Origin of the sequence: Neisseria sp. P0013.S005 (assembly GCF_051958425.1) — a bacterium.
Taxonomy (GTDB): Bacteria; Pseudomonadota; Gammaproteobacteria; order Burkholderiales; family Neisseriaceae; genus Neisseria; species Neisseria subflava.
This window is the reverse complement of sequence record NZ_JBQCVL010000002.1, coordinates 273111-286001: the sequence shown is the minus strand read 5'-3', so window position 1 is coordinate 286001 and position 12891 is coordinate 273111. Positions and strand designations below refer to the sequence as shown.

Sequence of the window (12891 nt, the reverse complement as noted above, 5' to 3'; positions counted from 1 at the left end):
TTTCCCTCAAATTAACTGAACAGAGGTGTCGGTTGGTTTTCAGGCCAGCTGATATAGACGGTTTCATCCCAAGTCGGCGGCGTAATGTTACGCACATACCAATAAGGTGCGGGAACTTGGCTCTTGACGACACGGCCGTTGGCGAGTTTGATGTGGTAAATCGCAAAGCTGCCCAGGTAGGCAATCTCTTTGACTGTGCCTTGAGCCCAGTTGTGCGCGCCTAAGTGTTCTGGTTTTTCTTTGTGCAAATCAATGTCTTCAGGGCGGATGCTGATCCAAATTTCATGGTCGTTCGGAACGCCCAAGCCGTGGTCGATGCGGACGTGGTTTTCCAAGCCGTCACATTTGACGATGGAGAAATCGGCGCGGTCATCAACAACGACGCCGTCAAAAATATTGGTTTCGCCGATAAATTCGGCAGTAAAGCGACTATTAGGATAATCGTACACGTCGCTAGGCGTACCGACTTGTCGCAATTGGCCGTCAGACATAATGGCGATACGGGTAGCCATGGTCATCGCTTCTTCTTGGTCGTGGGTAACCATGATGCAGGTTACGCCGACTTGTTCCAGCGTGTTGACCAATTCCAGTTGGGTTTGTTGGCGCAGTTTTTTATCGAGTGCGCCCAAAGGTTCGTCAAGCAGCAGGATTTTAGGACGTTTCGCCAGGCTGCGTGCCAAAGCGATACGTTGTTGCTGACCGCCGGAGAGTTGGTGCGGCTTGCGTTTGGCGTATTTGGTCATTTGCACTAGGCGCAACATTTCTTCCACTCGGGCGTCGATTTCGCCTTTAGGCATTTTGTCTTGTTTCAGACCGAAAGCGATGTTTTGCTCAACGCTCATGTGTGGGAACAGAGCATAGCTTTGGAACATCATGTTGATTGGGCGCTCGTACGGAGCAAGCTTGGTAATGTCTTGGCCGTCGAGAATGATTTTGCCCTGATTTGGGCTTTCCATGCCTGCCAACATGCGCAGCAGCGTGGATTTGCCACTGCCTGAGCTGCCCAAAAGGGCAAAGATTTCATGTTGGTAAATGTCCAAGTCGATGTTATCGACAGCGTAATTGTCACCAAACTTTTTCACCAAGCCTTGGATTTGCAGATAAGGTTTGGCTGAAGACGCAGTGGTTGCGGTCATAATGGCAATACTCCAAAAAGAAAGACGAGTACCGGCAAAACGGATTTTCGAATGGGTGATAAAAAGCTGTTTGATTGCTGGCGGGAGTCGGACGGAGGCCGTCTGAAACTCTTGTAAAGCGCACGGGCAGCGTGGATAGAAAGCAGTTTAAGCCTAAGCTTTTGCTCTCGGCAAACTCGATATTATATTAGCCTAAGCCTCATAGGGGCAATATGAAATTGCTTGTATCGGCTGATTTGAAACAAATATGAAAGGAAAGGCAGGCAGGGAAACACGATAGTAAAAATGGGTAACGTTGTTTTTCTGCACAAAGTGGCTTAATTGTTATTTATATGTCTTAAATAATTATTCAAAATAGAATAAAATACGCAAATTGCATTTATTTGCTAAAACCATAATGGATTACGTTTTATATCGGGCGGGGCGGTTTGCTCAAAATTGAAACTAAATCCGCTATATAAAAAATAAAGGGACTGACGTAGATTAGCAGTTATGCTAGGCTACGAAAATGCAGATAACCAATTGTAAATTAAGCAAGAGAGTTCAAAAGAAACTACTTGAATTTTTTGTACTCCAAGTTACCTCCCGCTCCGCTGCCGATATTTTGGGCATTCAGCCCAACTCCGCTATTCTGTTCTACCGCAAAATTCGTATGGTTATCAGCCATTATCTGGCCTTGGTTGCCAATGAGGTTTTTGAGGGCCCTGTCGAGTTGGACGAAAGCTATTTCGGCGGACAGCGTAAAGGCAGACGTGGTCGCGGCGCGGCAGGAAAAGTGGTTGTCTTTGGTATTCTGAAACGCAACGGACGGGTCTATACCGTTGTGGTGGATAATGCCAAGTCTGAAACGTTACTCCCTGTCATCAAAAAGAAAATCATGCTGGACAGCATTGTTTACACGGATAGCCTGAGCAGCTACGACAAGTTGGATGTGAGCGGTTTCATCCATTACCGCATCAACCATTCCAAGGAATTTGCCGACCGTCAGAACCACATTAACGGCATTGAGAATTTTTGGAATCAGGCAAAACGCGTCTTGCGCAAATACAACGGAATCGATCGCAAATTTTTCCCGCTGTTCTTGAAAGAATGCGAATTTCGATTTAACTTCGGCACACCGTCCCGGCAGCTGAAAATCCTGCGGGATTGGTGTGGAATTTAGGGCTAATCTACGTCAGCCCCAAAATAAAAGGGAAAATATGAGTATCAAAGAATGGCCCGAGGGGGAGCGGCCGCGCGAGAAGCTCTTGGCGCATGGTGCGGCGGCGTTGAGCGATGCGGAGTTGCTGGCGATTTTGTTGCGTGTCGGAACGCGCGGTATGAGCGCGGTCGATTTGGCGCGTTATTTGTTGGGGGAGTTTGGCAGTTTGGGGAAGCTGATGAGTGCGGATGCTAAAACACTCGCTGCTTATAAGGGCATGGGTTTGGCGAGCTATACGCAATTTGCCGTGGTCAAAGAAATCGGGCGGCGGATTTTGGGTGAAGATTTGCAGGAGCAGATTGTTTTGTCAAACCCGAAATCGGTTGCGGATTATCTGCGTCTGCATCTTGGGCATGAAAAAATCGAGGTCAGCGTTGCTTTGCTGCTCAATCGTCAAAATCAATTGATTGGAGTACGGGAATTATCGCGCGGTACGGTGGCGGAAAATACGGTTTATATCCGTGAAATCGTCAAATTGGCATTGGATGAATACGCTGACAGTTTGATTTTGGCACACAACCATCCAGGCGGTTTGGCAAGGCCGTCTGAATCTGATGTGCAGTTTACAGAGCGTTTGAAACAGGCTTTAAGTTTGGTCGATATTACGCTGTTGGACCATTTTATCGTGACGGCAAAAGAAACCTGTTCTTTGCGCGAACAGGGTTATATGTAAGTATGAATGTTCAGACGGCCTCAGTAGGATTGGTTACCTTACTGAGGCCGTCTGAAGGATCATTGCGTTACTTCTTCGGAAGGCTCTTCCTTATAGATGATTTCTTCCGATTTTGGCTTTTCTTTGTTCTTTTCCTTCTCTTTTTCTTTTTCTTTATCCTTGTCTTTTTTACCGTCGGGAGTGGCGGCATCAATCACTGCCCCCGTTCCTTTGACAACCAATTTTCCGGCAGTCAGGACGGTTGTAGTGGCCAAATCGACAGCCGCACCTACAACGCAGCCGTTAAGCGTCAGGCAAAAGGCAAGTGCCGGAATCAGACGTTTTGTGCATCTCAATGACTGCATCCGCAGCGTCCTTCATGATGATGGCCGCATCCGAGTGCTTCTTGCCAAGCATCATCATCACCGTCAAATTCTTCAACTTCGTCAAATTCGCCGTTTTCTACCATGCTTACCAGCTCTTCCAGGCTTTCTGCGCCTTCTACCCAAAAGCAGGGAATATCGGGTGGTGTGTCGGGGGCAAGCAGGGCGGCTTGCTGGTCGTGCCAAGCAATCCAATAGCCGTTTTGCGTTTGTACGAATACGGCATCGGGATGGATGGTTTCGTTTTCGGTATTGACCAGCATTCTGTCAGCGATATCGGTTTGAAAAGGTAAGGTTTGCATAATAGTTTGAGAATGTGGGAAAAGGAAGTATTGTAACATGGCAAAAACAAACGCACCGTCTGAGTCAGGCGGTGCGTTTGTGTCTCGGCAACTTGGGTGCGGTCAGTTTAGAGTGTCAGCCACACCGGGAATGTCATTCCGTCAAGATTATTTGTCGTCGTTAGCCAAAACGAAGCGGTAAATAGCCGCGCCAACTGCTGCGCCGGCAATAGGAGCCAACCAGAACAACCACAGTTGTTCAACAGCCCAGCCGCCTTGGAACAAGGCAACACCGGTAGAACGTGCAGGGTTAACGGAAGTATTGGTTACAGGAATGCTGATCAAGTGAATCAGGGTCAGACCCAGGCCGATGGTGATAGGAGCGAAGCCGGCTGGAGCCAGTTTGTCGGTAGAACCCATGATGATGATCAGGAAGAATGTGGTCAGGACGAATTCGATCAGCAAAGCGGCCATCATGTCGTAACCGTTAGGAGAGTGCTCGCCGAAACCGTTGCTGGCAAAGCCGGAAGCAACAGCATCAAAACCGGTTTTACCGGAAGCAATCAGATACAGAACGCCCGCAGCAGCAATCGCACCGATCACTTGGGATACGATGTAAGGCAACAAGTCTTTACCGTTGAAACGGCCGCCGATGAAAAGGCCGACGGAAACGGCAGGGTTGAAGTGGCCGCCGGAAATGTGGCCGACAGCGTAAGCCATGGTCAGTACGGTCAAACCGAATGCTAAAGCGACACCGGCAAAGCCAATGCCAAGCTCAGGGTAAGCTGCTGCCAAAACCGCGCTGCCGCAGCCGCCGAATACCAGCCAGAAAGTGCCGAAAAATTCTGCAAAATATTTTTTCATTTGTTTTTCCTCGTAAAGGGTGGGGTGTTGCCGAAGGCATGAATCATAATAATATTGTTTCTAATCGAAAAACGGATTTACCTGTTTTTCCCGGTCTTGACAAAAGGCCGTCTGAAAATGGCGACAAATGGATAGGGATATATATCTGGCAGGCTATTTAGGCTGGGTTTATTTAATAGCGAAACAAATACCGTTAATGCAAAAGCATTTGGTTTTGTAGGTAATATTATTTACAGATTATTAATTTGATCAAAATCTCTGAACCCATTATCTGATTTAAAAAGGCCGTCTGAAAAGTTTTCAGACGGCCTTAATTTTAAACAAGGATAAGTTAATCCAGATGGTCGCTGCTTTGCGCCAAGATGGTGCGGTTGCCGTTGTTTTCCGCCGGTGAAACAATGCCGTCGGCTTCCATTTGGTCAATCAAGCGGGCGGCGCGGTTGTAGCCAATGCGCAGTTGGCGTTGGATATTGGAAATGCTGGCCTTACGCGATTTTAAGACAACGGAAACGGCTTCGTCATACATGGGGTCAAGGTCGCTGTCGTTGCTACGGCTGGTGCCGGTAAAGTCCTCGGTCGAACCGCTGCTTAAAATATCGTCGATATAGTCAGGCGCACCGAATTGTTTCAGATATTCCACTACGCGGTGTACTTCGTTGTCGGAAGCAAACGCGCCGTGTACACGTTGCGGATAACCGGTGCCGGGTGGCAGGAACAACATATCGCCTTGGCCGAGCAGGTTTTCTGCGCCCATTTGGTCAAGAATCGTGCGGCTGTCGATTTTGCTGGATACTTGGAAGGCAATGCGTGTCGGAATATTGGCTTTAATCAGGCCGGTAATGACATCCACGCTTGGGCGTTGGGTGGCAAGAATCAAATGGATACCGGCTGCGCGGGCTTTTTGGGCAAGACGGGCAATCAGTTCTTCAATTTTCTTGCCGGCAGTCATCATCAGGTCGGCAAACTCATCTACCACGACCACGATAAACGGCAGTTTCTCCAATGGCTCAGGGTTTTCAGGCGTGAGGCTGAACGGGCTGCCGATTTTTTCGCCACGCGCGACGGCTTCGGCAATTTTTTGGTTGAAACCGGCAAGGTTGCGCACGCCCATAAAGCTCATCAGGCGGTAGCGTTTTTCCATTTCGTTGACGCACCAGTTCAGGGCGTTTGCTGCCAGCTTCATATCGGTCACGACAGGGGCAAGCAGGTGCGGAATGCCTTCGTAAATGCTCAGCTCCAGCATTTTCGGGTCAATCATAATCATGCGCACGTCTTCAGGCGTTGCTTTGAAGAGCATGGACAGAATCATGGCGTTCACGCCTACGGATTTACCCGAACCGGTCGTACCGGCAACCAGCAGATGCGGTGCTTTGGCCAAGTCTGTCACAACAGGCTGGCCGGTAATGTCTTGGCCGAGTGCGAGAGTCAGTTTGGATTTAGATTCGGTAAACGCAGGCGAATTGAAGATTTCGCTTAAGCGGATCATTTGGCGTTTCGGATTAGGCAATTCCAAACCCATGCAGGTTTTGCCGGGGATGGTTTCCACCACGCGGATAGAAGCCACACCAAGCGAGCGCGCCAAGTCTTTTTCGAGGTTCAAAACGGCACTGCCGCGCACGCCGACATCAGGCTCGATTTCGTAGCGCGTAATGACCGGGCCGGAATAGGAATCCATCACTTTGACTTTAACTTTGAACTCGGCCAGTTTTTCTTCGATGGTAATGCTGTTTTCCAACAACTGTTCTTCAGTTTGCGATGCGCTTGGGTCAAATTGCGGCGGCAGAAGCAGGGCGGTAGTCGGCAGGCGTGCATCGGTAAGTGTTGCCGAAGTTGGATGAACTACGCTTGGCGTACTCTCTTGAACGCTTGGTTCTACGGTTTGAACAGGCGTTTCAACGGCTGTCTGTGTATATTCGGACGGCCTTGAGATTGTTTCAACAGATTCAACGGGTTCAATAGCTTCAACCGCTTGAATAGCTTCTGCTTCCGGTTGTACAGTTGCTTCCGGCTCACTATCGAATTCCGTTTCTTCGACGGCAGATTCGCTGATTAAATAATCGTGGATACTGCGTTCAGGCTGATTGCTGACATGCGCATTGACTTGTGCATCAAAAATCGGCACTTGGATTTTATGTTTAAAAGCAGGCGGTTCGGGGATATCAATCGGCGCAATCGAGGTTTGGAAAACAGGAGGTTCAGGAATATCGGTTTTAGCCATAGGGACAACCGGTACGGCAGGCGGCTCGACTACGGTTGCGTTTGGCGCGGCAGGTCGGGAGATATAAGGGGATTTTTTAACAGGCGCAGCCGGTTTCGGACGGGACGGCGTTGCCGGTGCGGCAGGTCGTGGTGCAACAGCTTCCGTGGCAGCTTGTTTACGCGCCCATCTTTCGGCGGCCGCTTCGGTATAGCGAACTTGACGGCGCAAGCTGGCAGGACGGCTGATTTGTCCCAAGTTGGCCAAAATTTCGTCATTTTCGATGGTGCGCGGAGAGTAGCCGCGTAATGGGGCGACGGCCTCGGCCAGTTTGTGGCGGGCGGCGGTGCGGCGGGCAAGGTTGTTGTGAATATCTTCCGCTTGGATTTCAGAAGGGAATGCCTGCATGGAAGTATAGGGGAGGATGGCTTCTTTTTCGGCAGTTCTTAAGGCCGTCTGAACGGTTTCGATATGCGGCGCATTGGCTTCTGCCACGCGGACATTATTGGCACGCGCTAAAGCACGCTCGCGTGTGCGGCGCAAGATAGGGTCGTTATAGTCGATGATTTCCATGCCGGTCATCGGCAGGGATGAAGCGCGCAATAATGGGGTTTCGACTTCGTCTTTGTAAATTGGCGCATTTTTTTCGGCCAAATGCTCGTTCCATTCTTCAACCGCTGCTTCGTGCAGGGAACGGGTGGCTTCTTCTAATGTGATTTCTTCAAAATTGCTGTTTTGCACCAAAGACGGGCTGTATTCGGGCGTTTCCATCTGTGCAAACGGCGTTATTTTAGGAATACGTTCCGGTTTGGCAGATTTGCGGGTTTTAGGTGCAACTTTGATTTCTTCTTCGGTAGCTGTGATGTGTTCCAGCTCTTCGGTAAACGGTTCTGCTGCGTGCTCTTCGTTTGTTTCGGCGCGTTTCATTTTATTGTGTTCGAGCACGGAAAGCAGGCGGATGCGGGCAATTTTATGGTTGTCGGCAGTGCGCTTGTTCATGCTGAACAAACGTTTCAGGCTGTCCAGTTGGTCGAAAAAACCGACCGGGCTGTCTTCTTCGTTTATTTCTTGTTCGTCGCCACTGAGTCGGGCCAATTCATGGCGCCACTTTTGCTCTTGTTTCTGGCGCCACCAGAACAAGCCGGCTATGACAGCCAGCAGAATTAAAGCCAATATTGTCCAAAGCATGCGTCCATCCCCTTAATTAAACGGCAAAGTCCGTTATTCTAACGCTTTTTTCGGGTAAACAAAACCAGCCGAAACAAGCTTTAACGGCAAAGGCAAACAGGATTGTCAAAGCTGTGGCTTGAGACGCGTATAATAGGCCGTCTGAACATTTTGCGGATGAGATGATGATTTTTCAAAACGGATGGTTTCCCGTCGGTATCGTGATGGCGGCATGGCCTGTGTTGCTGGTGATTTTTGCTTTGTGTGCAAAGCAGGCATGGGTGTCGGTATCGCAGCATCGTTCCGCATTTTTGGTGGCTGCCGTGATGTTGCCGCTGGCTTGGAGTTTGAATGCCTCCCCTGAAAGCGGACAACTGGCCGGCATGAGCTATCATCTGCTTGTTTTAAACCTGACGGCTTTAATGCTGGGCACCTCTGCCGCGTTCTGCCTTGGCGTTTTACTGTTTTTTCCATATTTGTGGCTTTGGGGCGATTGGCATATGTTTCCCATCAACGCCTTGTCCGTATTGCTTCCGCCTTTGTTGGTAAACTTGGGTTTCCGCCATTGGGTGTCGCGTTTGCCTGCCAATATCTTTATCTTTATTTTTCTGAATGGTTTTTGGGCTGCGGCGGTCGGCATGGTGTTTACCGGTGTGGTTTTGGTCGGTTTGTTGGACTGGGCGGATGTGTTTGATACGGCGGTATTGTGGAAAACCGCTTTTCCTGTTTTCTTCTTAATCGCTTGGGCAGAGGCATTTTTGAGCGGTATTTCAACAGCCATTTTTATCGCGCTCAAGCCGCAATGGATTTGTACTTTTGATGACGACAGGTATTTGAAATCCGCGCCTAAGATTTGGCAGTAAGACATGAAGGCATCCTTGCTTGGTTTTCAGACGGCCTAAATGTCCGAATGACCTGTTTTTGAATTGAATTTTTAACTTGTTATGTTTGCTTATATTTTTCCCATTGTTTGCGGTGCCGCTGTCGGGGCTGTATTGCGTTGGCTGTTTGGCTTGGTGCTGGTGTCTTCTGCGCCTTTTTCTATCGGTACATTGGCGGCAAACTGGCTGGGCGCGCTGCTGATTGGTGTATTGGCGGAACTCTTAACCGATCCGCAATGGCGTTTGCTTTGGATTACCGGCTTTCTCGGCAGCTTGACCACATTTTCAGGTTTTTCAGTGGAGATGGTGGGTTTGATGCAGGCGCAACGTTGGGGCGTAGCTTTGATGGCAACCTGTCTGCATGTTTTCGGTTCGTTTGGTTTGACGGTGCTGGGGATTAAATTGGCGCAGATTTGGAAGTAAACAAAAACAACAGGGTGCAAAATAGCACCCTGTTGTTTTTTATAGGCATTTAATCAATGCCAATAGGTAAACAGACGGTTTCTTGACAATAGGTTTTGCCGGACTCGCTTAAGTGTGCCGGTTTGTAGGCGGCAAAGGTGTAGGTCAGGTCTGCGCGGAATGTGTCGGGATCGGCTTCGGCGGTGTCGCAGTTGAGGCCGGTGGGAATATCGAGGGCGACTTTCAGGCCGTCTGAATGATTGAGTTGGCGGCAGAGGGCGGCGATTTCGGTTGGGAGCGCGCCGCTGAAGCCTGTGCCGAATATGCCTTCAATAATGATGTCGTAACCTTTTTTCAGACGGCCTTCCAGCTCTTGCTTGGTAATAAATTCAATATAGGGCAAACCGTTGAGGCGTTCGCGATTGGTTTGAGCCAAGGGGGAGAGGTTTTCTCCGAGTAAAAACAGAATGTCGATGTGCCAACCTTGCGCCTGCATATATCTTGCCATGACCAGGCCGTCGCCGCCGTTGTTGCCTTTGCCGCAAACGATCAGGGCGCGTCCGGCTTGAGAATGACGCTGCATCAGGTCTTGCGCGGCAGAGCTACCGGCATTTTCCATCAGTTGGTCGAAGCTTGTGCCTTTATCGACGGCTGCTTGTTCGCGTTCGCGCATCTGGGCGGCGGTATAGACTTTCATGATCGGCTCTCTTTACAGGAAGTTATTTGTCGGCGGTATTCATCAGGCGCAAGGCTTTCAGACGGCCTATTTCTTTTTGATATTCCACCAGTCCGATAAATGAGCCGTCTCGGCTGTACACACGGATGGGCTGTTCGGCAGAAATGTCTTCGGTAAATTGGGGGCGTTGGCCGTGTTTGAGCATGGTAACGGCGTAGTCGTTTAACTCAAGTTTGGGGAAATGTTGTACCAAGACATCGCAAGGTAGCAACAAGGCATCGCGTTCGGCTTCGTCCAATTCTGCCAAAGCTTCGAGCGTGTGGCTTTGGGCAATGGTAAAGCCTGCGGTTTCGGTACGGCGCAGGGCGGTCAGGTGGGCGAATGTGCCGATGTGTTTGGCGATGTCTTCGCTGAGGGTGCGGATGTAAGTGCCTTTGCTGCAACGTACGTCGATGACGGCTTTGGGCGCGTCAAACTCGGTAATATCGATGGCGTAAATTGTAATATCGCGCGCTTTGCGTTCAATAACAATGCCTTTGCGTGCGTATTCGTACAGCGGTTTGCCTTCGTGTTTGAGGGCGGAAAACATAGGCGGCACTTGGCGGATATCGCCCGTTAAAGCTTGGCAGGCCGTCTGAAATTTGGACAATGAAATATCGGCGCGTGCAGTGGCAACGATTTCTCCTTCTGCATCACCTGTGCTGCTGGCTTCACCCAGTTTCAGCGTGGCGGTGTAGGCTTTGTCGGCATCAATCAGATATTGGGCGAACTTGGTCGCTTCGCCGAAGCAAACAGGCAAAAGCCCTGTGGCCAAAGGATCGAGTACGCCGGTATGCCCGGCTTTTTCGGCACGGAACAAGCGCCGCGCTTTTTGCAGGGCGGTGTTGCTGGAAAGGCCTTCGGATTTGTCGAGGAGAAGAACGCCGTTGACCGGGCGTTTGGTGGGTTTGGCTGTCATATTAAGTAGGGGAGTGTTAATGTTCAGGCCGTCTGAAAGCATTCAGACGGCCTGTATGTTTTAATCAATCAGTCTTCAACCGGTTTTTCCGCCGCTACTTGGTCGATCAGGCTGGAAATGCTCATGCCGCGTTCGAGTGATTCGTCGTATTTGAAGTGCAACTCGGGCGTTTTGAAGAGTTTGATGCGTTTGGCCAATTCGCTGCGCAAATGGCCTTTGGCGTGTTCCAAAGCTTCTTCGGTAATGTCGCGTGTGCTGTCGTCAAGGACAGTGTAAAACACGGTTGCGTGGCTGTAATCGCGGGTGACTTCGACTTCGTTGATGGTGATGAAGCCTGTGCGCGGATCTTTCAGGCCGGTGCGGACGAGTTCGGCAAGCTCGCGCATGATTTGTTCTTTGACACGGTCTTGGCGGGCGTAGCCGCGTTGGGGTTTTCTCATGGTTTTCCTTGATGTATGGCAGGCTGTCGTTTTCAGACGGCCTGCGGTTTGGATTTTGAACAGCTGCCTATTATAACGGAGCGCGGTTTATTGTGCTTGAACTGAGAAAGGCATATCGATTTTTTGCCATTGTGCGCTTTCGTAGTCCAGTGCATCGGCGATGAGGGGGTGTTGTTCCAGCCATTGGGCGTTGATACGCAAGATGAAGCTGTGGTTGTTTTCATCGATGCGAAGCTGGGTTTGCGGCGGCAAATCAAGCGGCAGGCGCGAACGGCAGAAGAGGGCAGCCAGGCGCAGGGACAATACGGCACACCACATGATTTCGTTGTTGCCGATAATGTCCGCCATTTTCTTAAGATCGCCGCGATGGCCAATAACCAGTTGCGCCAAAATGGTTTGCTCTTTGCGTGAGAAGCCCGGCATATCGGCGTTTTCGAGAATATAGGCGGAGTGTTTGTGATAGCCGGTATGGGCAATATCCAAGCCGATTTCATGCAGACGGCCTGCACGGCTGAGGTATTGGTTCCACAGGGCAAGTTCTTGAACGGTTACGTTTTTGGCGTGGCACAGGCTGTTCATGAAGGCTTGCGCGGTATCAGCAACGCGTTTGGCTTGGTTGAGGCTGACGTGGTAGCGTTTTTGGAACTCTGCCGTTGTCTGTTCGCGCATATCGACATTGAGGCTGCGGCCGATTAAGTCGTAGAACACGCCGTCGCGGAGTGCGGCTTCGGTAACGGTCATTTTGGTCAGTGAGAGTTCTTCAAAAGCGGCCATCATCACGGCCAACCCGCCCGCAAAAACTTCAATGCGGTCGGGTTTAAGGTTTTCAAATTTGGCTTTTTTAACTGAACCGGCTTCGATAATCCTATCGGCAAGATAACGCATGCCTTGGGCGGTAATATCGGCTTCTTGCGGCAATTCAGCTGCCAAAACGTCGCGTATGGATTTTGCCGAACCGGACGTGCCGATGGCGAAATCCCAACCGGTGCGCTTCATCATTTTGCTGATGCGTTGAATTTCGATACGCGCGGCGGAAACGGCGGCTTGGAAATCTTTGGTGGTCACTTTGTTTTGGAAGAAGCGCATGCTGTACGTTACGCAGCCCAAAGGCAGGCTTTCTGTGGTCAGCGGTTGCAAATCCGAGCCGATGACAAATTCGGTCGAGCCGCCGCCAATGTCGATAACCAGCATTTTGTCGCCTTTGGGCGGCAGGGTATGCACTACGCCGGTGTAAATCAGACGCGCTTCTTCACGGCCGGCAATAACTTCGATGGGGAAACCCAGCGCCGCTTCGGCACGAGGCAGGAATTGGGCGATGTTTTTGGCAACACGGAAAGTGTTGGTGGCCACCACGCGCACGTTTTCAGGTTGGAATCCGCGCAGGCGTTCGCCAAATTTTGCCAAACATTCCAAGGCTTGTTCTTGAGAGGCTTCGCTCAGGTTTTTTTGTTCGTCCAAGCCGGCGGCAAAGCGAACCATTTGTTTGAAGGAGTCGATGACTTTCAGCTGGCCGTTGTTGTTTTCACAAATTTGCAGGCGGAAACTGTTGGAACCCAAGTCGACGGAGGCTAAAACGTTGGCGGGAGTGGTGGTCATAAAAAATACCGGTTGATTCGAAAAACCTAAATGTTACTTGAGGCGGTATCACTTGAC

13 protein-coding genes are annotated in these 12891 nt (G+C 50.2%); 4 read left to right on the top strand and 9 right to left on the bottom strand.

Going from position 1 to position 12891, the window contains the following annotated elements; translation table 11 throughout:
• Nucleotides 1–11: 11 nt before the first annotated feature.
• Nucleotides 12–1136 (bottom strand): ABC transporter ATP-binding protein, encoded by a 1125-nt coding sequence (locus tag ACTHTA_RS03515; protein WP_003685445.1) that lies wholly within the window; start codon nucleotides 1134–1136, stop codon nucleotides 12–14.
• 508 nt (nucleotides 1137–1644) lie between these two features.
• On the opposite strand from ACTHTA_RS03515, the gene ACTHTA_RS03510 reads away from it, so the two are divergent.
• The gene (locus ACTHTA_RS03510; RefSeq protein WP_308887396.1) at nucleotides 1645–2298 is read left to right on the top strand and encodes an IS1595 family transposase; all 654 of its coding nucleotides are present in this window, start codon (nucleotides 1645–1647) and stop codon (nucleotides 2296–2298) included.
• A gap of 37 nt (nucleotides 2299–2335) precedes the next feature.
• On the top strand, nucleotides 2336–3010 hold the full coding sequence (gene radC, locus ACTHTA_RS03505; protein ID WP_308887395.1) for a RadC family protein: 675 nt from the start codon (nucleotides 2336–2338) through the stop codon (nucleotides 3008–3010).
• A gap of 59 nt (nucleotides 3011–3069) precedes the next feature.
• Here the strand turns inward: radC and ACTHTA_RS03500 are convergent, their stop codons facing one another.
• The 4 genes from ACTHTA_RS03500 to ACTHTA_RS03485 form a co-directional block, all read right to left on the bottom strand.
• A complete protein-coding gene (locus ACTHTA_RS03500) occupies nucleotides 3070–3354 on the bottom strand; it encodes an NF038104 family lipoprotein (RefSeq protein WP_308887394.1) in 285 nt (94 codons plus the stop codon).
• The gene (locus tag ACTHTA_RS03495; RefSeq protein ID WP_049351639.1) at nucleotides 3342–3674 is read right to left on the bottom strand and encodes a hypothetical protein; all 333 of its coding nucleotides are present in this window, start codon (nucleotides 3672–3674) and stop codon (nucleotides 3342–3344) included. Before ACTHTA_RS03495 ends, ACTHTA_RS03500 begins: the two co-directional genes overlap by 13 nt.
• A gap of 147 nt (nucleotides 3675–3821) precedes the next feature.
• The gene (gene aqpZ / locus ACTHTA_RS03490; RefSeq protein ID WP_308887393.1) at nucleotides 3822–4517 is read right to left on the bottom strand and encodes an aquaporin Z; all 696 of its coding nucleotides are present in this window, start codon (nucleotides 4515–4517) and stop codon (nucleotides 3822–3824) included.
• Between the two features lie 331 nt (nucleotides 4518–4848).
• Nucleotides 4849–7902, bottom strand: coding sequence for a DNA translocase FtsK (locus ACTHTA_RS03485; protein WP_308887391.1), 3054 nt, complete (start codon nucleotides 7900–7902; stop codon nucleotides 4849–4851).
• Nucleotides 7903–8066: 164 nt separating this feature from the next.
• Between ACTHTA_RS03485 and ACTHTA_RS03480 the strand changes: the two genes are divergently transcribed.
• Nucleotides 8067–8744 (top strand): energy-coupling factor ABC transporter permease, encoded by a 678-nt coding sequence (locus tag ACTHTA_RS03480; protein WP_308887390.1) that lies wholly within the window; start codon nucleotides 8067–8069, stop codon nucleotides 8742–8744.
• An 81-nt stretch (nucleotides 8745–8825) separates the two neighbouring features.
• On the top strand, nucleotides 8826–9185 hold the full coding sequence (locus ACTHTA_RS03475) for a CrcB family protein (protein ID WP_308887389.1): 360 nt from the start codon (nucleotides 8826–8828) through the stop codon (nucleotides 9183–9185).
• A gap of 49 nt (nucleotides 9186–9234) precedes the next feature.
• Here ACTHTA_RS03475 and ACTHTA_RS03470 read toward each other — a convergent pair whose 3' ends face one another.
• The 4 genes from ACTHTA_RS03470 to ppx all read right to left on the bottom strand — a co-directional run bounded on the left by ACTHTA_RS03470 (nucleotide 9235) and on the right by ppx (nucleotide 12834).
• Nucleotides 9235–9861 (bottom strand): NAD(P)H-hydrate epimerase, encoded by a 627-nt coding sequence (locus tag ACTHTA_RS03470; RefSeq protein WP_308887388.1) that lies wholly within the window; start codon nucleotides 9859–9861, stop codon nucleotides 9235–9237.
• A 22-nt stretch (nucleotides 9862–9883) separates the two neighbouring features.
• On the bottom strand, nucleotides 9884–10798 hold the full coding sequence (gene truB, locus ACTHTA_RS03465) for a tRNA pseudouridine(55) synthase TruB (protein WP_440364170.1): 915 nt from the start codon (nucleotides 10796–10798) through the stop codon (nucleotides 9884–9886).
• Nucleotides 10799–10866: 68 nt separating this feature from the next.
• The gene (rbfA, locus tag ACTHTA_RS03460) at nucleotides 10867–11238 is read right to left on the bottom strand and encodes a 30S ribosome-binding factor RbfA (protein WP_440364166.1); all 372 of its coding nucleotides are present in this window, start codon (nucleotides 11236–11238) and stop codon (nucleotides 10867–10869) included.
• An 87-nt stretch (nucleotides 11239–11325) separates the two neighbouring features.
• Nucleotides 11326–12834 (bottom strand): exopolyphosphatase, encoded by a 1509-nt coding sequence (gene ppx / locus ACTHTA_RS03455; RefSeq protein WP_440364167.1) that lies wholly within the window; start codon nucleotides 12832–12834, stop codon nucleotides 11326–11328.
• Nucleotides 12835–12891 lie beyond the last annotated feature (57 nt).